The organism is Thermorhabdus hydrogeniformans, from assembly GCF_049310025.1.
GTDB lineage: Bacteria > Bacillota > Thermosediminibacteria > Thermosediminibacterales > Tepidanaerobacteraceae > JBJYKD01.
Genome location: NZ_JBJYKD010000004.1, coordinates 117,322 through 139,638 on the forward strand (window position 1 = coordinate 117,322; position 22,317 = coordinate 139,638).

21 protein-coding genes and 1 tRNA gene are annotated in these 22,317 nt (G+C 46.6%); 18 read left to right on the forward strand and 4 right to left on the reverse strand.

The genetic code is table 11. The features are described 5' to 3' along the window. Nucleotides 1-16: 16 nt before the first annotated feature. From ACKX14_RS03285 to ACKX14_RS03305, 5 genes are all read left to right on the forward strand, one after another. Complete coding sequence (locus tag ACKX14_RS03285; RefSeq protein ID WP_422444621.1) at nt 17-655, forward strand: helix-hairpin-helix domain-containing protein; 639 nt, start codon at nt 17-19, stop codon at nt 653-655. 103 nt (nt 656-758) lie between these two features. Continuing rightward, nucleotides 759-1,799 carry a selenide, water dikinase SelD gene (selD, locus tag ACKX14_RS03290; RefSeq protein WP_422444623.1) on the forward strand — a complete coding sequence of 347 codons (1,041 nt, stop codon included), beginning with the start codon at nt 759-761 and terminating at the stop codon, nt 1,797-1,799. 16 nt (nt 1,800-1,815) lie between these two features. After that, nucleotides 1,816-3,222 (forward strand): L-seryl-tRNA(Sec) selenium transferase, encoded by a 1,407-nt coding sequence (selA, locus tag ACKX14_RS03295; protein ID WP_422444625.1) that lies wholly within the window; start codon nt 1,816-1,818, stop codon nt 3,220-3,222. Continuing rightward, on the forward strand, nt 3,219-5,141 hold the full coding sequence (selB, locus tag ACKX14_RS03300) for a selenocysteine-specific translation elongation factor (protein ID WP_422444627.1): 1,923 nt from the start codon (nt 3,219-3,221) through the stop codon (nt 5,139-5,141). The genes selA and selB overlap by 4 nt, the downstream gene beginning before the upstream one ends. A 122-nt stretch (nt 5,142-5,263) precedes the next feature. Then, nucleotides 5,264-5,358, forward strand: a tRNA-Sec gene (locus ACKX14_RS03305). Between the two features lie 182 nt (nt 5,359-5,540). On the opposite strand, the gene ACKX14_RS03310 is transcribed toward ACKX14_RS03305, so the two are convergent. Continuing rightward, nucleotides 5,541-5,738, reverse strand: coding sequence for a hypothetical protein (locus ACKX14_RS03310; protein ID WP_422444629.1), 198 nt, complete (start codon nt 5,736-5,738; stop codon nt 5,541-5,543). A 79-nt stretch (nt 5,739-5,817) separates the two neighbouring features. Continuing rightward, nucleotides 5,818-6,339, reverse strand: a complete 522-nt coding sequence (locus ACKX14_RS03315; RefSeq protein ID WP_422444631.1) for a hypothetical protein — start codon at nt 6,337-6,339, stop codon at nt 5,818-5,820. A 275-nt stretch (nt 6,340-6,614) separates the two neighbouring features. Between ACKX14_RS03315 and argC the strand changes: the two genes are divergently transcribed. The 4 genes from argC (at nt 6,615) to ACKX14_RS03335 (ending at nt 10,486) form a co-directional block, all read left to right on the forward strand. After that, on the forward strand, nt 6,615-7,658 hold the full coding sequence (gene argC / locus ACKX14_RS03320) for an N-acetyl-gamma-glutamyl-phosphate reductase (protein ID WP_422444633.1): 1,044 nt from the start codon (nt 6,615-6,617) through the stop codon (nt 7,656-7,658). A 77-nt stretch (nt 7,659-7,735) separates the two neighbouring features. Next, the gene (gene argB, locus ACKX14_RS03325) at nt 7,736-8,623 is read left to right on the forward strand and encodes an acetylglutamate kinase (protein WP_422444635.1); all 888 of its coding nucleotides are present in this window, start codon (nt 7,736-7,738) and stop codon (nt 8,621-8,623) included. A gap of 54 nt (nt 8,624-8,677) precedes the next feature. Further along, the gene (locus ACKX14_RS03330) at nt 8,678-9,871 is read left to right on the forward strand and encodes an acetylornithine transaminase (RefSeq protein WP_422444637.1); all 1,194 of its coding nucleotides are present in this window, start codon (nt 8,678-8,680) and stop codon (nt 9,869-9,871) included. Between the two features lie 147 nt (nt 9,872-10,018). Continuing rightward, nucleotides 10,019-10,486, forward strand: a complete 468-nt coding sequence (locus ACKX14_RS03335; RefSeq protein ID WP_422444639.1) for an N-acetyltransferase — start codon at nt 10,019-10,021, stop codon at nt 10,484-10,486. 151 nt (nt 10,487-10,637) lie between these two features. Here the strand turns inward: ACKX14_RS03335 and ACKX14_RS03340 are convergent, their stop codons facing one another. After that, complete coding sequence (locus ACKX14_RS03340; RefSeq protein WP_422444641.1) at nt 10,638-11,828, reverse strand: ornithine--oxo-acid transaminase; 1,191 nt, start codon at nt 11,826-11,828, stop codon at nt 10,638-10,640. Between the two features lie 283 nt (nt 11,829-12,111). Between ACKX14_RS03340 and lat the strand changes: the two genes are divergently transcribed. The 3 genes from lat (at nt 12,112) to ACKX14_RS03355 (ending at nt 16,036) form a co-directional block, all read left to right on the forward strand. Then, the gene (gene lat / locus ACKX14_RS03345; RefSeq protein WP_422444643.1) at nt 12,112-13,440 is read left to right on the forward strand and encodes an L-lysine 6-transaminase; all 1,329 of its coding nucleotides are present in this window, start codon (nt 12,112-12,114) and stop codon (nt 13,438-13,440) included. A 147-nt stretch (nt 13,441-13,587) separates the two neighbouring features. Further along, on the forward strand, nt 13,588-14,949 hold the full coding sequence (locus ACKX14_RS03350) for an MATE family efflux transporter (RefSeq protein ID WP_422444645.1): 1,362 nt from the start codon (nt 13,588-13,590) through the stop codon (nt 14,947-14,949). A gap of 130 nt (nt 14,950-15,079) precedes the next feature. Continuing rightward, nucleotides 15,080-16,036, forward strand: coding sequence for a ubiquitin-like domain-containing protein (locus ACKX14_RS03355; RefSeq protein WP_422444647.1), 957 nt, complete (start codon nt 15,080-15,082; stop codon nt 16,034-16,036). A 189-nt stretch (nt 16,037-16,225) separates the two neighbouring features. Here the strand turns inward: ACKX14_RS03355 and ACKX14_RS03360 are convergent, their stop codons facing one another. Continuing rightward, nucleotides 16,226-17,452: a D-alanyl-D-alanine carboxypeptidase family protein gene (locus ACKX14_RS03360; RefSeq protein ID WP_422444649.1), complete on the reverse strand. Its 1,227-nt coding sequence runs from the start codon at nt 17,450-17,452 to the stop codon at nt 16,226-16,228. A 151-nt stretch (nt 17,453-17,603) separates the two neighbouring features. Here ACKX14_RS03360 and ACKX14_RS03365 point away from each other — a divergent pair, with 151 nt between their 5' ends. From ACKX14_RS03365 to ACKX14_RS03390, 6 genes are all read left to right on the forward strand, one after another. Beyond that, entirely contained in the window at nt 17,604-18,029 is a 426-nt protein-coding gene (locus ACKX14_RS03365) for a hypothetical protein (protein WP_422444651.1), read from the forward strand. After that, nucleotides 18,023-18,727, forward strand: coding sequence for a YetF domain-containing protein (locus ACKX14_RS03370; RefSeq protein ID WP_422444653.1), 705 nt, complete (start codon nt 18,023-18,025; stop codon nt 18,725-18,727). Before ACKX14_RS03365 ends, ACKX14_RS03370 begins: the two co-directional genes overlap by 7 nt. A gap of 35 nt (nt 18,728-18,762) precedes the next feature. Continuing rightward, a complete protein-coding gene (locus ACKX14_RS03375; protein WP_422444655.1) occupies nt 18,763-18,999 on the forward strand; it encodes a hypothetical protein in 237 nt (78 codons plus the stop codon). 159 nt (nt 19,000-19,158) lie between these two features. After that, nucleotides 19,159-19,413 (forward strand): (2Fe-2S) ferredoxin domain-containing protein, encoded by a 255-nt coding sequence (locus tag ACKX14_RS03380; protein WP_422444657.1) that lies wholly within the window; start codon nt 19,159-19,161, stop codon nt 19,411-19,413. Continuing rightward, the gene (locus ACKX14_RS03385) at nt 19,404-21,152 is read left to right on the forward strand and encodes a [Fe-Fe] hydrogenase large subunit C-terminal domain-containing protein (protein WP_422444659.1); all 1,749 of its coding nucleotides are present in this window, start codon (nt 19,404-19,406) and stop codon (nt 21,150-21,152) included. Before ACKX14_RS03380 ends, ACKX14_RS03385 begins: the two co-directional genes overlap by 10 nt. After that, the gene (locus ACKX14_RS03390; RefSeq protein ID WP_422444661.1) at nt 21,136-22,254 is read left to right on the forward strand and encodes a SpoIIE family protein phosphatase; all 1,119 of its coding nucleotides are present in this window, start codon (nt 21,136-21,138) and stop codon (nt 22,252-22,254) included. The genes ACKX14_RS03385 and ACKX14_RS03390 overlap by 17 nt, the downstream gene beginning before the upstream one ends. Nucleotides 22,255-22,317 lie beyond the last annotated feature (63 nt).

The window sequence follows — 22,317 nt, forward strand, 5'->3', positions numbered from 1 at the left end:
CGCGGGAGTGGAGTTTATGTATAATTTCAGCAAACGTGAGCAAATACTGCTTTGCCTCTTGCTGGCTTTGGTGATTTTCAGCGGGGGTATGGTCTATTACGTCTTTTTTAAAGAGGAACCGGATGTGGCCTTTAAGCTGGAAGAGGGGCCGGCGGTACCGGTGTCGGTCCCTGTGGCGCAGGAGGAACCTAAAAAGATAATGGTCTACGTGACCGGAGCCGTTAAAAACCCCGGGGTCTACACCCTGGAAGAGGGAAAGAGGGTAAAAGACGCCATAGAGGCGGCGGGCGGAAATCTTCCGGAAGCCGACCTTTTGCGATTAAACCTGGCCCAAAAACTTCGCGATGAAGATAAACTTTATGTGCCCAGAGTGGGAGAATTCCCCGAAGGCCAGGAGGAGCCGGGCGGTGGAAATACCGGCATGGCGGGAGCCACGGTAGGCATAAGCTCTTTTAGCGATAATAAAATAAATATAAACACTGCGGATCTTGTCGAACTTGACACTCTGCCCGGAATTGGCCCCACCACGGCACAGAAAATTATAGACTACAGGAATCAGAACGGTCCGTTCAAATCCATCGAAGAAATAAAAAATGTTTCAGGTATCGGGGACAAAAAATTTGAGGAGATAAAAGATAAGATTAAAGTTAATTGACAAGTGCCTGTTTTATCTTTAAATAATATTTTTCTAATAAATGTTATATCTACCTTTAATTATTGGGATTAAAGTGCAAATTCATTCAGCGGGAGGTGTTTATGTGAAAAAGATCAGACTAACCGAACTCACCTGCAGCGCCGGTTGAGCGGCCAAATTGGGGCCCCAGGCCCTGTCGCAGGTGCTGCGGCAAATACCGGTATTAAAAAACCAGAATCTTCTAGTGGGACTTGACACCTCCGACGATGCGGCCGTGTACAGGGTGAGCGATGAAATGGCCCTCATATCCACAGTAGATTTCTTCACGCCCGTGGTGGACGACCCTTATACCTTCGGCCAGATCGCAGCCTGCAACGCCCTGAGCGATATTTACGCCATGGGCGGCAAGCCCATCCTCGCACTGAATGTTGTTGCTTTTCCCGAGGACCTGGTGGAAGACATTTTACCCGGTGTGTTAAAAGGGGGCGCGGATAAAATAAAGGAAGCCGGAGCCGTAGTGGGAGGGGGTCATTCCATAAAAAATCCCGAACCAGTCTACGGCTTATCTGTTCTGGGGCAGGTTCACCCGGACAGAGTTATAACCAACGCCGGGGCAAAACCCGGCGATGTGCTGATCCTCACAAAACCTCTAGGAACCGGTGTCGCCACCACGGCCTTAAAAGCGAGTATGCTCGATGAAAAAACCGAAAAACTGGTTGTCAAAATAATGTCGACCCTGAACAAAGCCGCCTCCGAAGCCGCAACCGAGATAGGTGTCCATGCTGTCACGGATATAACGGGCTTCGGGTTGATGGGACATGCTTATGAGATGGCTGAAGCGTCAAACGTTACAATCAAAATAAATTCCCGGGCGATACCGGTAATTCCGGGGGTGGAGGAACTGGCAGCCATGGGGCTTTTGCCGGCCGGGTTATACCATAATAGGCGCTACCTGGAAGGCAAAATCAAAGTCTGTGACGGTATTCCCGAGGTTGTCTCGGACCTGGTCTTTGACCCCCAGACTTCCGGCGGCCTTTTAATTTCCCTAAAAAAAGAAAAGGCAGAGGCTCTGGCGAACCTTCTCGAGTCCAAAGGCGTGGTGGGTGCTGCCGTAATCGGGGAGGTTGTCGACCCCTCGGAATTCAGAATAGTGCTGGAAAATTGAATTGGGAGGTCTAATATTGAATAAAAATCGCTTTTTGAGGCTTCTGCCTAAAGTGGCGGACCTCCTGGAAGAACCTGAAATAAAAAAATTGATAGAGAGATTCGGCAGGAACGCCGTAAGAGAATCCATAAGAGACAGCCTGGAATATCTCCGGTTAAAATTTGCAAAAGCCCTTGAAGCCGGAGACGTACATGAGCATAAAACCCGGGATGAGTTAAAAAACGAGGTTATTTCCATGGCCATACGGAGGCTGACTTCCCCTGCTTATAACTTGAGGCCGGTGGTGAATGCCACCGGTGTGGTGATTCATACCAATCTTGGGAGGGCGCCCCTTCCTCCAGAAGCGCTGGACAGGATCACGGCCATAGCAGGAGGGTATTCCAACCTGGAGTATGACATGGAAAGAGGAGAAAGAGGGGAGCGCTATAACCATGTGAGGGATATCCTGTGTGAAATAACCGGGGCTGAAGATGCCATGGTCGTGAATAACAATGCGGCTGCGGTGCTCCTTTGCCTTTCAGCTCTGGCCTCAGGCAGAGAAGTCATTATCTCCAGAGGGCAACTGGTGGAAATCGGGGGCAGTTTCAGGATTCCCGATGTTATGGCACAGAGCGGCGCAAGGCTGGTGGAGGTGGGGACTACCAATAAAACGCATCTTTCGGATTACGAAAAGGCTATTACCGAAAACACCGCCCTTCTCTTAAAGGTGCACACAAGCAATTTCAGGCTGGTGGGCTTTACTTCCCAGGTTGATAATAAAGATCTAAAAGCCCTTGGGGAAAAGTACAGCCTGCCGGTGATGGAGGACCTGGGGAGCGGTGTCCTAATTGATTTAAAACCGTTCGGTATACCGGAAGAACCTACCGTCCAGGCCTCCGTAAAAGCCGGCATGGACATTATAACTTTCAGCGGCGACAAACTGCTCGGAGGGCCTCAGGCCGGAATAATAGTGGGAAAAAAGGAGCTCGTAGAGAGGATTAAGAGACATCCTCTGACAAGGGCTGTACGGATAGACAAGCTTACTCTTGCGGCACTGGAAGCGGTTTTGAGGTTTTATAAAGATGAGGAGTGGCAAAAGATACCGGTGCTCTCCATGCTCACAAAGTCCATGGCTGTCATGGAAGCCCAGGCGCAAAAGCTCGCTGCAGGCATTGCAGATGTGCTGGGGAAGAACGGTAACGTTGAGGTGGTGGAGGATGTCTCCCAGGCCGGCGGGGGAGCTCTGCCTGAAACCAATATCCCCACTGTAACGGTGGCCGTAAGCTTGGATGGCATTCCAGCTCAGGAACTGGCTCAAAGGCTGAGAAACGCTCCCACCCCCATAATAGGCAGGATAAAAAGAGACAGATTTTTGCTGGACTTAAGGACATTAAATGAAAAAGATATAGAAAAAGTTATTGAGATGGTGAGGAACATATTATGAAAGAAATCATACTGGGTACAGCCGGTCATATAGATCATGGTAAAACCACTCTGATAAAAGCCCTGACGGGCATCAATACCGACAGGTTGAAAGAAGAGCAGAAACGGGGCATAACGATAGACCTGGGTTTTGCCCATTTTACACTTCCGTCCGGCCGAAGGGTGGGAATTGTGGATGTGCCCGGGCACGAAAAATTTATTAAGAACATGCTGGCCGGTGCCGGCGGCATGGATATGGTTCTCATGGTAATTGCGGCCGATGAAGGGGTCATGCCGCAGACCCGTGAACATCTGAATATATTGAAACTCTTAAACGTAAGCAGAGGGATTACGGTTATTACTAAAAAAGATGCTGTAGATGAAGAATGGCTGGAACTGGTTATAGAAGAGGTAAAGGAACAATTAAAGGGCACTTTTCTGGAAAACGCCCCAATAATACCTGTTTCTTCGGTAACCGGCGAGGGATTGAAGGAATTGGTGGAGGCCATCGACAAAATATGCCGGGTAGAGTTTCCCAGAGACCTGGAATCGCCCTTTCGTCTGCCCGTGGATAGGGTGTTCACACTCCAGGGCATAGGTACTGTGGTCACCGGCAGCCTTATTTCAGGCACGGTGAAAGTCGGCGATGATGTGGAAATTTATCCCATGGGCAAAAAATCCCGGGTGCGCTCCATTGAAGTGCACGGGCAAAGTGTCGATTTTGCCCTTGCAGGCCAGAGGACCGCATTGAACCTTGCTGATGTAAAAAAAGAAGACATGGAACGAGGTAATGTAATTGCGCCGCCGGGATCCCTGCTGGCGGTTACCGGGGCCTATGCTTACCTGAAACTCCTGGAGGAAGCACCAAAGCCCGTAAAAAACCGGGAGCGGGTGAGATTCCATACAGGCACAAAAGAAGCCCTCGCGAGATTGGTCTTGATGGAGGGGGAAGAACTCTCCCCTGGCGGCGAGTCTTTTGTCCTCATTCAGCTGGAAGAACCCGTAACCTGCGCGTATAAAGATTATTTTGTTATTCGCAGTTATTCTCCGGCCACCACCATTGGCGGCGGCCGGATCCTCTTTATAAATCCAAAACGCCTGAGAAAAGGAGCGCGCGAAAAAGGCCAAGCGGCCCTTGCAGCAGCTTTAAATGGTGACTTGGAAGATTTTATTACAGGGCTGGTAGAATATTTCGGCAGAGAATATATGAGTCTGCAGGAGATCCGCCCCTATACAGCAAAAAGCGAAAAACAGGTGGAAAGGGCGGCAAAAAAACTTGCCGGAGAAAATAAAACGGTTATGATAAATGCTAGTGGGGAAAAACTCATTTTCAGCAGGGCATTCTATGATACCCTCACAAAAGAAGCGCTGGCCATGGTGGAAGACTATCATAAGAAGTTCCCTTTGAGTGAGGGGATTCCAAAAGAAGAGTTTAGAAGCCGCATCAATTTGGAACCGAAAATATTTGAGGCTTTGCTTGAAAACTGGATAAATGAAGGGGGCCTGGAAAGCGCCGGAAATGCGGTAAAAAGAAAAGGTTTCTCCATTCAGTTGAGCGAAGGTCAGTATGAGGTTTATGAGAAAATACAGGAACTTTTCAGACAGGGAGGATGGACGCCACCCACCCTGGATGAAGTACTGGCCGCTTTTCCGCAAAAGCGGGAAAAGCAGGTAAAAGAAGTGCTGTTTATGCTCTGCAATGAGGGAAGGCTTGTTAAACTTTCGGAAGAAATATTCATGTCTGAAGAGTGGATAGAAAGGGCGCTTCACCTGTTACAGCAGTTTTTTGTGAAAAATAAAGAATTGACTGTCTCGGCGTTCCGTGATATGCTGGGCACATCTAGAAAATACGCCCTTCCACTGCTGGAATACATGGACAGCATAAAGGCCACGCGGCGCGTGAAAAATGTCAGGATAGCGGGGAGCAACCTTTACGGGTAAAGACCGCTCATCATCCCTGTTATCAGGGATTTAGATCGCTTCTTTTTTGATCAGCTCAAAATCCTTTCAACGCAAATCACTTGAAAATAAGATGTTTTTTTGCTACAATCAACTATAATTGGGGGAGTAGATAGGTCCTGGTGGACCTTCTGGTCTTCAAAACCAGCACCGGGGGCGAAACCTCCGGGGTGGGTTCGATTCCCACATACTCCCGCCAGCCAGATAAATCAGGGCCTGAGTGGTGCGGCTGAAAGCTATGTGCCGTTTATTTTCGATTCAAAAAGATTACAAAAAACAGAGTCAATTAAAATTTAAGATAATATGGGATATGTATGACGACCATAATCAACCTTAAATAAAAAAGATATCTCGGTTCCTTCTGTAATATTTAATGAATTTTTAATAGAGATTTAACTGCTTAATTAAATCTTCCTTATTTTTTTCGTCTAATATTTGTTTAAATTCATTTGTTTTTTTTATTGTTTTATAGAGTTCAACGTAAGAGTTACATACAAATTCAAGAAGTTTTTCATTGTTTAATTTGGATTTTTGTATCATTGCCAAAAGTAAATCTTTAACAATCTCATTTTCATTCATCTTTCTTCTCCTTTCCATATAATGAATTAATGATTAGAAAAAATGGCCCGCGGCCGGAACCTCGGGCCAAACAAGAAAATTATTTATTGTTTAATTGTGATTGAAACTGATTGACCTTGGGTGGGCATACAGGTACTGAAACCAGTTGTTCTCTGGCAACTACTATCTTAACATCATAAGCTACTTTCAAGCTCAGCACGCCTGTGGACAGAGAGCCGGTAACAGGATCTACGGAGGGAAGTGCATAGACTAAAGTCCCTTCAAGTTTGGGGAAATGTTGGACGTGATCGCCGGGCTGTATATCGGGGCAAGAAATATGGCCTTGTAATGGAATTGCATAGTATGAACTTACCGGTACGGCAATTCCTGTAATGGTAAGGAGTACCTTTACCCAACCGTAATTAATAACCTTACCATCGAGTGTAGCATCGTTCAGAACAGGATTGTCTACTACCGTTAATGTCGGTTTAACATTTAATAAACCGGTAATTGGATCTAATATAACACCAGGCGGTGCGGTTATTCTTATTTCCCCTATCTCTTGAACATTTTGCTCACATACCACGACCAATGTTTTCAATTTTTGGCATATATCTGCCATGGTCCTACCTCCTTTGGGAGTAAAAGAGTTATTTGTTTCTCCCACTAGCATAATATGAACTTCATCATGGTATTGACACAGATGACTTAAAAGAATGTAAATGTATTTTTTGGCCGGGTTGATGCCCCTTGCAAGCAAAAGTCTTTTTTAATGTACGAATCTAGGGTTTTTATTTTTTTTTGTTTCGCGGGTTGTATTTTTATACATCTTTATGTATAATAATAAACAATTGACATCCTGAAAAAAATAGCCATTGTCTGGAAGGGAGATATGTCATGAAAATCAAGGTGGGAATCGTTGGCGCTACCGGGTACACCGGTGAAGAACTGGTGCGAATCCTCTCCAGGCATCCCCGGGTGGAATTTTCGGCGCTTATTTCCCAGAGCTATGTGGGCAAGGGAATAGACCAAGTATATCCCAATTTGCGTGGGTTTGCCGCCCGGGAGTGCTCTGAATTGGATACCGCTCAGATAGTGGCCGAATCTGATGTGATTTTTGTTGCTCTTCCCCACGGTCATTCGGCACGTGTGGTTAGGGAAGCCGCTGTTCAAGGGAGGAAGGTCATCGACCTGGGGGCCGACTTTCGCTTTGATGACGTTTCGATTTATGAGAAGTGGTACCAAGTGGCTCATGAAGCTCCGGACCTCCTTAAAAAGGCGGTGTACGGCCTTCCGGAATTACATGGGGAAGCCATAGCAAAAGCGCAGGTTATAGGCAATCCGGGCTGCTATCCCACAAGTGCCATTTTAGCCCTGGCCCCGGCACTTAAAGAGGGTTTGGTTGACCCCGCCTCCGTCATAATTGACAGCAAGTCGGGGATATCCGGGGCCGGCAGGACTCTAACTTTAGAAAGCCACTTTGCCGAATGCAATGAGAATGTCAAAGCCTATAATCTGGCGCGGCACCGTCATACACCGGAAATTGAGCAGGAACTAAGCAAAATATGCGGTGTTCATGTTACGGTTACCTTCACTCCACACATGATTCCGATGACAAGAGGTATTCTGACCACCGCTTATGCTCTGCTCAGGGAAAATCTAAAAACCGTGGAGGTCCTGGACGCCTACCGGCGTTTTTATGAAGGTAAACCCTTCGTAAGGGTAAGGGAACCGGGTGAATTTCCTCAAACAAAGTGGGTATGGGGATCCAATTACTGTGATTTGGGCCTGGAGGTAGATGAAAGGACCGGCAGGTTGATTGTGGTATCGGCAATTGACAACCTCGTAAAAGGAGCTTCCGGTCAAGCGGTCCAGAACATGAACCTGATGTTCGGTTTTCCCGAGACCATGGGTTTGGAATACCCGGGAATCTATCCATAAGTCATGGGAATTACGGGAAGCCCGAAAAAGACTCTTTAAAGAGCGGCATCTCTCATGAACAATGGAGGGTGGTTGTGATGCTGACACCTTTGGAAAAGGCCCGGATTTTGGCCGAAGCCATGCCTTCAATAAGGAGGTATCATGGCAAGTGCGTGGTAATTAAACTGGGCGGTAACGTGATGATAAATGATGAACTTAAAAAATCACTTATGGAAGATGTCGTCCTTATGAAATTATTGGGGATTCATCCTGTTCTGGTTCACGGAGGCGGGCCGGAGATTACCTCAATGCTGGAAAAAATGGGCAAGAAGACCGTGTTTGTAGATGGGTTGCGGGTTACAGATGCAAAAACCATGGAAATCACGGAAATGGTTCTCGCTGGCAAAATAAACAAGGAGATTGTTTTTCTCATCCACCAGTGCGGGGGTAAAGCCGTAGGGCTTAGCGGCAAGGATGGGAATCTCATCCGGGCAAGAAAGAGATATGGGAAGGTAAAAAAAGAAGGAAGCGGCGATATTCCAATAGACCTGGGCTTTGTGGGCGATGTGGAAAAAATAAATCCTGAAATTATTGAGGTAGTCACAACAGCAGGGTATATTCCTGTGGTGGCCCCCGTCGGCTATGGGCCGGGAGGAGAAACTTACAATATCAATGCGGATTACGTGGCCGGAGAAATGGCTATCTCTTTGAAGGCGGATAAGCTGGTACTTTTAACCGATGTAAGAGGCATTTTCGCCGACTTTTCCGATACTGCTTCTTTTATATCTACAATAAAGGCTTCCGAGGCGTCCGAACTCATTGAAAGGGGGGTTATTTCCGGAGGGATGATTCCGAAAGTGCAGTGCTGCGTGAGGGCACTGCAGGCCGGTGTGTCCAGTACCCATATCATTGACGGTCGAATTCCCCACTCAATATTGGCGGAGATATTTACCGGAAATGGTACAGGCACCACCATAGTTAAATAAAAGATTTTTCCGAAAGAAAAAATATTTATAATATATAGAAAAGGGGTATGGTTAATGCAAGCTCAAGAAATTATAAAAAGGGGCCGACAATATGTTATGAATACTTACGGTCGACTTTCTCTGGTCCCGGTAAGAGGTGAAGGGGTCTGGGTCTGGGATGAATCGGGGAAACGCTACCTGGACTTTGCTGGTGGACTGGCTGTAAACTCTCTGGGGCATTGCCATCCCCGCGTGGTGGGGGCCATTATTGAGCAGGCCCGCACGCTGATCCATTGTTCCAACCTCTACTGGATCGAGCCCCAGGTTGAACTTGCCAGGATGCTGGTGGAGAACTCCTTCGGAGACAGGGTTTTCTTCGCCAACAGCGGTGCGGAAGCCAACGAAGGCGCGATTAAACTTGCGAGGAAATATGCCAGAGTCAGGGGGTACAACGAGAGATTTGAAATTATCACCATGAAAAAATCCTTTCACGGAAGAACCCTGGCCGCTCTGGCAGCTACCGGCCAGGACAGATATCAGCGGGGATTTGCACCTCTCCCGGAAGGTTTTAAGTATGTGCCTTTTAACGACCTCGAGGCTGTACAACAAGCCGTCGGCCCCTGCACCTGCGGCATAATGGTGGAGCCCTTGCAGGGAGAGGGAGGTGTGAATGTGGCCACTCCCGAGTTTTTACGTGGGATCAGGGAAATTTGCGATGCTCGGGACATGGTGCTTATTTTCGATGAGATTCAATGCGGTCTGGGACGAACCGGAAAGCTTTTTGCCTACCAGCATTACGGGGTGGAACCCGATATCATGACACTGGCAAAAGCTCTGGGGGGTGGTGTGCCCATCGGTGCGGTGGTGGCCACCGAAGAGGTGGCCGGAGCTTTCCAACCGGGGGACCATGCCTCCACCTTTGGAGGAAATCCCCTTGCTTGTGCCGCCGGTATAGCCGCCTTGACCACCATTCTGGAAGAGAAACTCCCGGAAAACGCGGCAAGGGTGGGTGCCTATTTTCAGAGCAGGCTGGAGTCGCTGGCCAGGGAATTTTCCTGCATTAGGGAAGTCCGCGGCAAGGGTTTGATGCTTGGAATGGAACTTGATATCGACGGACACCCACTGGTCGATGCCTGCCAGGAGCGGGGGCTATTGATAAATTGCGTCGGTCCATCGGTGCTTCGCTTCTTACCTCCCTTGACCATAACCGAAAGCCATGTGGATGCCGCCATCGAGATACTCAGGGAAGTGCTAGACCAATATTCGTAAAAACGATATATTTTTTTGAAATCAATGGTGCCTCTGGCTTCCACATGATACTTTCCACCTTTATATAGTAATAAAAATTATTTTTAAGAAAGGAGAAAAGAAGCTCAACTTGCCCACCCCGGGGAAGGGTATCAGAGCGCTAATCCCATGGCTGTCTTCAGAAAAGCTGTTATCAATGATGTTGAAACCATATACTCACTGGTAAACTACTATGCAAAACAGGGTTTAATGCTGGCCAGATCCCGGCTTTCCATTTACGAAAATCTCCGGGATTTTACTCTGGCCGAAGATAAAGGAGAAATTGTTGGTTGTGGGGCATTGCACATAATTTGGGCGGATCTGGCTGAAATACGTTCTCTTGCCATTGCGCCTCACCGGGTTAAAAAGGGATGGGGGAAATGCCTGGTGGAATTGCTGGTGGAAGAGGCAAGAAACCTGGGAGTTTCCCGGGTGATGGCCCTTACTTACCAACGGGATTTTTTTATAAAGTGCGGCTTCCGGGTGGTGGACTACAACACTCTGCCTCAAAAGGCCTGGAAGGACTGTGTCAATTGTCCGAAGTTTCCCAACTGTGATGAAATCCCTGTAATTAAGGATTTGACCACGGCCATGTAAATTCATTTGCCCCCGTGCTATCCGAAAAGCCAAAGAATCTAGAAATGAATCTAATAGTATTCTAATAATTTAAAAGCTATGGATAAAAATCCATAGCTTCGGGCCGTTGATAAAAAATAAAGTCAATGGCCTTTTTATTTTGTTATATTAATTATCCTAAAACGTTTTTAATTCTTTCGAAGGCCCAGTCGATTTCATCTTTGGATATTACAAGCGGAGGAGCCAGGCGAATAACCGTTTCATGAGTGTCTTTACATAATAAGCCGTTCGCCTTTAGTTTTTCACAATAAGGTCTGGCGTTTTCTTTAAGTTCTATGCCGATCAGCAGGCCCTTTCCCCTTATTTCTTTTATAACCGGATTTTTTATTTCCTTCAATTTACTCATGAAGTATTCGCCCATTTCCAGAGACCTCTGAACGAGATTTTCCTCCTCAATGACATCCAGGGCCGCAATTGCGCACGCACAGGCCAGCGGATTCCCTCCGAAAGTGGAGCCGTGGGAGCCGGGTTCAAACACCCCAAGGATTTCCTTATCGGCAACTACAGCGGAAATGGGAATCACACCGCCGCCCAGCGCTTTGCCAAGGATGTATACATCGGGGACCACGTTCTCCCAATCGCAGGCAAAAAGTTTTCCGGTACGCCCCAAACCCGTCTGTATTTCATCCGCTATGAATAATGTGTTGTTTTCCCTGCACAGCTCATAGGCCTTTTTGAGGAAACCCGCGCCTGGAATTTTTATCCCCGCTTCGCCCTGAATGGGTTCTACGAGAAATGCCGCGGTGTTTGGAGTGATTGCGGCTTTCAAGGCTTGGATATCTCCGTAAGGGATGATCTTGAAGCCGGGAGTAAATGGACCGAACCCGCGCTTATAATCTTCCTCCGAGGAAAAAGAAATGATGGTGGTCGTGCGGCCGTGGAAATTTCCTTCGCAGACAATGATTTCCGCCCGGTTTTCAGGAACTTTTTTTATGTCATATGCCCACCGCCTGGCTGCCTTTATGGCGGTTTCTACGGCTTCAGCACCGGTGTTCATGGGAAGCACCATATCCTTGCCGGTTAAGTCGGCCACTTTTTTGCAGAAGGGCCCCAGTTGGTCGTTATGGAAGGCTCTTGACGTAAGGGTGACCCTGTCGGCCTGCTTTTTTAGGGCTGCAATGATTTTGGGATGCCTGTGGCCTTGATTGACAGCCGAATATGCGCTTAGCATGTCCATGTAGCGGTTGCCTTCCAGGTCTTCAACCCAGACACCTTCGGCTTTGGATATGACAACGGGCAAAGGGTGGTAATTGTGGGCGCTGTATTCTTCCGTAAGCTTGATAATTTCTTCACTGCTTGCCATTGAAAAACCCCCTTATTTTTATTTATGATTATACAATCCACGATGTGAAGTGTCAATTAATTTGATTGCCGGTAATCAGGCAAACCGCTGAAAATCAATCGGCAGTTTCTTTTGACAAAACAGTAAATTCAGCCTAAGCAAAATGGCATGAAAATTGCAATTTCCACTTATATAGTATAGCATACAAAATTTTTATTTTTTATATAAAGGGAGTGATGAAAGCGTTAGAAATACATATTTCAGCTAAATTCAATTCTCAAAATAAAGGGGAGGGGATCGCTCTATGGTAAGACCCGAGGAAGTTCTTTCAACACTGGAAAAATATATGCTTGTGGACGGTTTCCCGATCGTTGTAGACCTGGGAAAATCCCATGGGAGCCACATTATAGACGCCCGCGACGGTACCGATTGGCTTGATTTTTATACATTTTTTGCTTCTTCCCCGCTGGGTCTAAACCATCCGAAATTGGCTAATGAAGAATTTAAAGAAAGGGTTTTCCGGGCGGCGGTAAATAAGGTGGCCAACTCCGACATATATACGGTTGAAATGGCCACTTTTGTAAAAACCTTCATGGAAGTGGCGGCTCCCGAGGGTTACAATCATCTGTTCCTAATAGACTACGGGACCCTTGCTGTGGAAAATGCCATTAAAGTCGCCATGGACTGGAAGGTTCGTAAGAATCTGGAGAAAGGTTATAAAGAAAGCGCCGAAAGGGGAACTAAAGTAATTCACTTTAAGGAGGCCTTCCACGGGCGCAGCGGTTACACTCTTTCTCTGACAAATACGGCCGACCCGAGAAAATACATGTATTTCACCAAATTCAGAGATTGGCCGAGGGTACTGAACCCGAAGATAAAGTGGCCATTGGAAGAACATCTGGAAGAAGTAAAAAAGGCCGAAGAAGAATCTTTGAGCCAGATAAGGAAGGCCATAGCTGAAAATCCCGACGATATTTGCGCAATTATTATAGAAACAATACAGGGTGAAGGCGGCGACAACCACTTCAGGGCCGAATTCTTCCGGGAGCTCCGGAGCATCTGTGACGAAAACGACATAATGCTCATTTTCGATGAGGTACAGTGTGGAATGGGCATAACGGGCAAGATGTGGGCCTGGGAGCACTACGGAGTCAAACCGGATATATTCGCTTTCGGGAAAAAAGCCCAGGTCTGCGGTATACTTGCCAATGAAAGGGTAGATGAAGTGAAAAACAACTGTTTTACAGAGAGCAGCCGGATCAATTCCACCTGGGGCGGGAATCTGTGCGACATGGTGCGTTCCACCAGGATTTTGGAAATATTTAAGGAAGACAAAGTGCTTGATTACGTAAATCAAGTATCCAGGATACTGCATGAGCATTTGCACGCCATCGAAAGAGAATTTCCTGAACTGATAAGCAATGTGAGGTATAAAGGCCTGATGGCGGCTTTCGACCTTCCCAACCCCATCCTGCGCGACGAGTTCAGGAAAGCCTGTTATGAACAAAAGATGCTGGTCCTGCCTTCGGGCACTCACGGCATCCGCTTCAGGCCTATTCTGACGGTATCCGAAGACGACCTGAACGACGGCTATGAAAGAATGAGAAAGGCACTCAAGAACATGAGCAAATGATGAAAATATGATATGTTAATTCGAGGGCGGAACTCGTATTCACTAGTTCCGCCTTTTCTGTCGTTCAATTATCAATAATCATTTGCAAAATTTATTATTTCAAGTATAATAGAAGAGCAAAAACACTTTACCGAGTACGAGGTGAATATGGAAAACGCTGCTAAGGATTGTATGACCGCAAAACTTTTAAGAAAGGAAATTTTTCGCCTCGCGTGGCCTGCCATTTCGGAAATGGTATTGCACACCGCGGTGTGGATTTTTGATACCGCCATGGTTGGAAGACTTAGTGCCGAGGCGTTGAGCGCTGTGGGCCTTGGGGGCCAGCTGGCTTTTACACTGGCCTTTGTTTTTGCAGCCGTCGGAACTGGGGGAGCGGCCATGGTGGCCCGCTATACGGGTGCACAAGAACGTCAAAAGGCAGACCATGTGGTAACACAGGCTTTTTTAATATCGGCCGTAATAGGCGTTTTTTTAGGGGCTGCCACATTTTTGGGGGCAAGAACCTTTTTCTCTTTAATTATGAGGGATCCCGAAGTTGTGGTAATGGGTACAGCTTACCTCCGGATTGTTTCTATAGGAATTTTCTTCATGATCCCCACCCTTGTGATGAATTCCGCGCTGCGGGGAGCGGGGAATACCAGACTTCCCATGATATCGGCTCTGGTGGCCAATTCCATAAACATAGTGGGAGATTATGTGTTGATTTTTGGGCACTTCGGTTTCCCGCGGTGGGAAGTGAGCGGAGCGGCGGCGGCCACCACCCTGGCTCAGTTTTTTGGAGCTATAATAACAATCGGCTACGTATCCCGTGGCAAAAATGGCGTCAGGTTAAGATTCAATGATATTTTTAAAATAGATATTCCGCTTGTTAAACAACTTATTAAATTAAGTCTGCCGGCCTCCCTGGAAGAACTTTCTTACAGCGGCAGCAGGCTAATCTCTTCACTCTGGATTGCTCACCTGGGTACTGTGGCTTTTGCCGCCAACCAGGTGGCCGTCAGCGCTGAGTCCATGTCCTTTATGCCCGGATACGGCTTTTCGGTAGCCGCATCCAGTCTCGTAGGTCAGAACCTCGGGGCGAGGAAGGAAAAAATGGCCGAAACCAGCGGCTGGGAATCCACGAAATATTCCCTGATTTTAATGAGTTTTATTGGTGGTGTGTTCTTTTTGTTTCCCGGGTGGCTGATGGGGTTTTTTACAGATATCCCCGGAGTCAGGGAACTTGCCGCCAGGTGCATAAGGATAGGCGCTTTTGAACAGCCCACCATAGCCATTTCCATGACTTTATCCGGAGCACTGAAAGGAGCAGGGGACACCAAAGGTCCGTTTCTGGTAAGCCTGGTGAGCATCTGGATGGTGAGGCTTCCTCTGATATATACGGTGGTATTCATTTTGAATAAGGACCTGGCTTATGTGTGGGTGGCAACGGTAATACAGTTTTTTGTTGAAGCCGTTTTGATGGGCTTCAGATTCAAAAAGGGGCGATGGAAAGACATAATGTTTGAATAGGGCTGGCTTTGCCCTGTATATAATTTTAATGTGCGGGGAATAATATACCATAAGGAAATAATTTAAAAAAGGATTTTTTACGCCGACGTCGAATATATTAATCATTTGCTTTTTTAAAAGGGGGTATACGGTGGCTTTTACAAAAACCCGAAAGACGCTTATAGGTATTGTAATCTTTGCGGCTCTTTCAGGAATAGCATGTTACCTGTACCTGAAAAAAGATGTAACCGTCAGTGCTGATGGAAGGATTGTGAAGGTTTCGACCTTTTCACGCACCGTTGGGGAACTCATCAGAAATCAAAATATAAATCTGGCTCCTGAGGATGTTGTTGTTCCCGGACCCGAGAGGCCGTTGGAAGACGGTATGAAAATAGAAATAAAAAGGGCCTTTCCCGTTAAAATTTTATACGATGGGAAGGAAAAAGTAATAAGATCGCAACCTGATACGGTAAATAATTTGCTGTCAAAAGCCGGTATAAATCTTGGCAAAGAGGACAGGGTAGAACCGGGTCTTGCCGAATACATAGATAAGCCAGGGCAGATTACCGTAATCCGTGTCAATCAAAAGATAGTCCAGGAATTGAAGGAGATACCCTATGAGATCATAACTAGAAAAGACCCGGGGCTCCCCGTGGGCCAGAAAAAGGTAATACAGCAGGGCGAAGTGGGTCAGGAAAGGATTATAACGACCATGACCCTGGAAAACGGCAAGGTGGTTTCCAAAAAATCCCAAAGCGTTGTGATAAAACCGCCTAAGCCGAAAATCGTTCTGGCGGGTTCCATGCTGGTGGCGTCGCGCGGCGGTATAGAGTTCGCTTATACGCGAAAACTTCGCATGCTCGCCACCGCTTACACGCATACAGGGAGTCTTACAGCCACCGATACAAAGCCCAGGGCGGGAGTGGTGGCAGTAGACCCCGAGGTAATACCTCTGGGTTCCCGGCTTTATATCGACGGTTACGGTTTCGGAAGAGCGGAGGATACCGGAGGAGCCATAAAGGGCGAGAAGATCGACCTTTTTATGGAAACCCGGGCCGAAGCCAGACGCTTCGGCAGGCGATGGGTTACAGTGTATGTGCTGAAGTGAAGATTTTCCGGTTAATAATCAAAAAAAGTTACAAATTTTTAAACCCCCGGTTTTTTGGGGGTTTTTTCACGCCGGCTGAGAGAAAGGCCCAAAAACTTGCATATTGATTGAGATTTGCCGTCACCGCCACTGTAAAACGATTTTTTTTCAATGAAAGCAAATTTTGTTTTTACGGGCTGTATGGACAACTTAATATTTTTTTATATAAGATATGTAAGTTACCCTGTTTTTGTATCTTCTGTGTCTCCTTATGCCCACCAATATCCTGAAGGGAGTGTATAAGGCAATCAAAATACATACGGGCCAGAACCACCATCTTGTATAAATCTTCCTGGGGATGTCGTTTTTTGCCACCAGCTCAACACTGCCTACTTTTTCGTTTCCTGAATAAAATTCGAGTTCTCCAAGGACATCCCCCTTTTTCACGGGGGCTGTCAAACGCGGCTTTAAGACCATCTTTTGAGTAATTGGAGAACTGCCTTTGGGCAGCACCGCAGTAAAGTCTGTTGATGTTACCAGTTCCACCTGGCCGCCGAACTTAACTTTTTCTCTGGCGATAACCGCGCCCTTTGTAATCACGTCTTCCTTTTGAAAATTGTCAAAACCGTAATTCAATAACGACTCGGCATCGCTCCATATGTTCCGGCCCCTGGATTTGAGGACCACAGCTATTAACTGCCATCCGTTTCGTGTGGCCGAAGCCACCAGGGTTTGCCCCGCAGAACTGGTGTACCCCGTCTTTACCCCATCTGCGCCATCATAATTCCAGAGGAGTTTATTGAGATTTACCAGTCGCCTGTCCCATTCCTTTCCCTGCCACGGTATATTTAATGTTTTAGTTGCAACAATCTTCCTGAACTCCGGAAAATTTACGAGTGCGTATCTCGCCATCAGGGCCAGGTCATAAGCCGTAGTCAGGTGCCCTTCATCGGTCAGTCCATGGGGATTGACAAAGGTCGTATCTCTGGCGCCTATTTCCCGGGCCTTTTCATTCATCATTTTTACAAAAGAGGGCACGTTTCCGCCTATGTGTTCCGCTATTGCCACCGCCGCGTCATTGGCGGAATTTAAAAGCATGGCGTATAACATCTGTTCCAGGGTGAGCTTCTCACCCTCTTCCAGGTAAATCCTCGTGCCGTCGACAAGGGTCGGTTCCCTGCCGGTTACTACCACATCCGATAAATCCCCTTTTTCCAGTGCTAAAATGGCCGTCATGATTTTTGTGGTGCTGGCTGGTTCCATTCTTAAATGAGCGTTTTTCTCATACAAGACCTTTCCCGTTTCAGCATCCATCAAAACGCCAGCGTTGCCTGTTATGGTAGGAGGCTCCAGGCGGGGTTCAGCCGATGCAGCAGCGACGTTTAGAAGGTTGATGAAAAAGAAAAAAATAGCCGTAAGATAAGAAAACCTTTTCATTTTCCACCTCATATGTATCTGATTTGACATTTTTTTTTAGTATAGCAAAATTTATCGGCCTAGCCAAGCAGGTATTCATTGTAAAAGCTGGCGTATAAAAACGAAGCTGTACCTTAAAAATAAATACAGAAGGCAGTGGGAGGCTAAATTTATGGAAAACCCGATTTTGAAAGCCGGCATAATGCTGACGTTTAAAGGAGACATCGAAAACTTCATAAGTTCCGTGAAGTCGGTGGAAAAAGAACTTGACGAAAATCTCCAGCAATCGCTGATGAAAACTTCAAGTTTAATAAAGATAGATAAAAATATGGAGGAGATAAAGTTAATGAGCGAAGCCATAATGGGTTTTATTGAAAAAAAAGACATAACCGGAACGGGAAGATTGTTGACGGCGCTGGGCAGGAAAATCTACGAAACCCGGGATCTTCTAGCAAAAGACATTCAAAAATCACTGCTGAAAGCCGCCGAAGCCCTGACCGAGGCGGAAGGCGGCCTGTTATTGATGGGCAATTTAAACGGCATGGTAAAACTTTTTGACGATATGGCAGAAGACATGCGGGGTAACGCCAGATGTTGAAAGAGTTTCTTATGCACACTTATAAATCGATAATTCTTTTTGGCGTGAGCCTGGTCCTGGTGCGGTTTATGGGGAAGAGAACCATAGCCCAGCTATCGCCTTTCGACCTTATCGTAATAATAATTATGGGTTCTGCTATTGCCATACCCCTTGAAGATGACAAAATAAAATTGAGCTTTGGAATCGTTCCGGTGATAATAATGTCTGTACTGAACTACCTGCTTTCGGTAATAATAACAAAAAACAGGAAGATAGAAAATTTCCTGCAGGGCACTTCCACGGTACTGGTTCGAAATGGCGAAGTGATTATACGCAACATGAAAAAAGAGAGAATTACCATGGCGGACCTTCTCATCCTGCTGAGGGAAAAAAATATTTCCAATATAAATGAAGTAGAAGAAGCTACCATCGAACCCAACGGCAAGCTCAGTATTATTAAGAAGAAGCAGATGCAGACTGTTACCCCAAAAGACCTGGGGCTGTGGTCCAGCCAGGGAATTTTCCCCACTCTGGTCATTGCGGGCGGTCAGGTGGTTCAGGACAACCTGGATAGAACGGGTGTCGGTATAGAGCAGTTGCTCGGTGAATTGAGAAAAAAGGGGATAAGGAATCTCGGTGAAATAAAGTCGGCGTGGATAGACGAGGAAGGCAATATCGAAGTAGACAGGGTGAAAGAAAAGTCTGATTTGTTACATTAGAAATATATTGATTTTGCAGGGAGTTTGAGCTTTCTATGAAAAATAAAAGTGACGGTTTTTTTGGGAAATTGGGAGTAAGTGCAGATGAAATAAAAAGGGACTACGGGGTGGATCTCTATTTATTTTTGGATGCTGTGGCACTGGGTTTGGGCGATGAGGAGATAGCGGAACTGATTGGGTATGATCTGGATAAAGTTAAAAAAGTAAGAGAGCGCCTTGGGAATATTGGAAGTGATATAAGTCTCATTTATAAAAAAGATCTGCCCACCTGATTAATTTTTTATATACGGAATTTTCCTGGTTTTTTCTGCCGCTGAATCTGTTTCATGGAGATAAGCTTTGGCCGGGGATTGTTAAAACATTGACAATCTCCTTTTTTGTTATATAATATAATGTAGAGATAATTTAATGAAAGATGGAGCTGGGATTTCATGAAAACCGTCAGCGTTTGCGTGGGGAGTTCCTGTCACCTCAGGGGTTCCTACGATGTCATCAGAGTCTTTGAGAGACTTATAAAGGAGTTTAACCTTGAACATGAAGTGGAACTTAAAGCGGAATTCTGCTGTGGAAACTGCACCAACCCCGTATCGGTAAAGGTCAACGGAGAGGGGCCGTTTTCGATTGATAGGGAAAAAGCCGAGGAATTTTTTAAGGAAAAAATACTGGGGGGAATGCAGTGGGGGTAATAAATTTTGCCAGGGCTAACTGTAAAAATTGCTACAAGTGCATCAGGTCATGCCCCGTCAAGGCGATACGCATGAATAATCACCAGGCGGAGATAGTCGAAGAAAGATGCATTACGTGCGGTACCTGTCTTACGGTTTGCCCGCAAAACGCCAAAACCGTTAGAAACGATATTGAAAAAGTAAAGGAACTGCTGAAAAATGACGATGATGTGGCGGTCAGCCTGGCGCCTTCTTTTGCGGGAGCTTTTTCTTTCCGGCATTATAGTCAGATGGTTGCTGCCGTCAGGAGGCTCGGTTTTTCCGGCGTGTACCAGACATCTGTAGGAGCGAGGCTTATAGCCGCCGAATATTTAAAACACTACAACGATAAAAGCAAGTCAATTCTCATTACAACCGCGTGCCCCGCTGTAAATTATCTTATAGAAAAATACTATCCCGAGCTCGTAAAATATATGATACCCGTCGTGTCCCCTATGGAGGCTCACGGGAGATATTTAAAGAAAATAAAAGGCCACTCAAAGGTGGTATTTATCGGCCCCTGTCTTGCAAAAAAAGTGGAAATTCATGATGAAAGTGCCAGCGCCATTGACGCGGTAATTACCTTTGAAGAGCTCAAGGCATGGTGGGCGGAAAAGGGCATAGACCCCGGCAGTGAAGAAATTGATGAGCGGCAGGATGCTTTTGTTGATGACGCCAATTTTTATCCTCTACCCGGAGGCGGCTTCAAGACCGTAGAGCCTTTTATAGAAGACAGGTGGCGCAGCTTTATCTCCGTTGACGGCATGGAAAACTGCATGATAATACTGGACGAACTCAAAAATGGAGAATTAAAAGGCACCTGGATAGAGATTAACGCCTGTCATGGGGGTTGTGGCGGAGGACCGGCAGTGGGGGAGACGCAGGCGGGACGCTTCAGCAGGCTTCAGCGCATAAGAGAATTTGCTTCAAACCACAGTCGGCCTGCCGCCGGTACTGGTATGAGTGGGTTGGCTGATGGTAACTTTTCATTGGAACTTAAAAAAGATTTCAAGGCCGTACCCGTAGATATAAAATATCCCGCCGAAGAAGAGATTCAACAGATACTTGCCAAAATAGGCAAATACCGTAGGGAGCACCAGCTTAACTGCGGCGCCTGCGGCTACAATACATGCCGCGAGAAGGCGATGGCGGTTTATAATGGTATGGCGGAAACATATATGTGCATGCCATACATGAGAAACAGGGCCGAATCCCTGTCAAACCTCATAATCGACTCCACTCCCAATGCCCTGATCGCGGTCAGCCATGACATGACGATACAGGAATTCAACCCGGCGGCCGAACAAATGTTCCAAACAGATGGCAGAAAGCTTTACCAGAAACCTCTGAGTTTGTTGTTTGACGATAAAGATTTTAGATACGTATGCGAAACTCATGAGAATATAATCAATAAAAAGGTGAATATTCAGGAATACGGTCTCGTTACCCTTCAGAACATTTACTACCTCAAGGGACACGACCTTATAATCGGAATTATATCCGATATAACCGAGCAGGAAAGAGCACGCCAGAGAAATATTGAAATTAGAAAGAAAACCATAGATACCACCCAGCAGGTAATTGAAAAACAGATGAGGGTGGCCCAGGAAATCGCAAGCCTGTTGGGAGAGACCACCGCAGAGACCAAAGTCATGCTCAATAAGATAAAACGGCTTTTGATAGAAGAAATGCCGGGTGACGAAAATGAAAATAAGGACTGAAGTTTGCTGGGAAAGCATAAACAAATATGGTGAGGAGCTTTGCGGGGATAAGGTGGAAGTGGTTCAGGACCCGGAAAAGACCATCCTCGTGCTGGCTGACGGCCTTGGCAGCGGCGTAAAGGCCAATATACTGTCCACCCTTACCACCAAGATAGCCGCCACGATGTTAAAAGAAGGGGCATCCATTGACGAGACCGTTCAGACCATGGTTTCCACCTTGCCGGTGTGTAAGGTGAGAAAAATTGCGTACTCCACCTTTACAATAATAATGGTCGATTGTAAAGGCAATTGTTATATAGTGGAGTACGGCAATCCGCCGGTCTTTTATTTAAGAAATGGAAGGATAAAAAACCTAAACGGCACACAGAGGAAAATAGCCGAAAAGGAAATAACCGAGTCCAGGTTCAAGGTAGAGGAGGATGACATGCTGATTGCCGTCAGCGACGGGGTGGTTCACGCCGGTGTAGGCGGCCTCCTGAACCTTGGGTGGCAATGGGAAAACATTGCTCAATACATTGAGAAAGTGTCCAGGTCTGAAAACAGTGTAAAAAATCTTGTCAAGCTACTCTCGACAGTTACTCTAAATTTTTACCTGGACAGGGCTGGAGACGACGCCACAATCATGGCCGTGAAAATCATCAGGCCCAGGCCGCTGGTGATTTTCACCGGCCCGCCCCGGAATACCGGGGACGACGAAAAAGCCGTGGAAGAATTGATGACGGCGCCCGGCCAGAAGGTTGTATGCGGTGGGACAGCCGCCCGGATTGTGGCGAGGGTGTTGAAAAGGGAGCTTGAAACATCCACCGAATTTATCGACCCCAGAATTCCGCCAACAGCCCGCATTAAGGGGATTGATCTGGTAACCGAAGGGGTACTCACCCTTGCCAGGACGAGGGAAATCTTGCAAAGATATGTCATGCCCCGGATAAAATTCTCCGACTTAAAACAGTTGAACAGCAAAGATGGCGCCTCGAGGCTTGCACGGCTGCTCGTAGACGCCACCGATATAACGTTTCTTTTAGGTAATGCAATAAATCCTGCCCATCAAAACCCCGATTTCCCGAAAGACCTTTCCATAAAATTAAACATGATTCCAGTGTAAAAACTCCCCCTTTTCCCCAATCCATATTTAACCAAATACGGCTTGAAAAATAAAAACTAACGA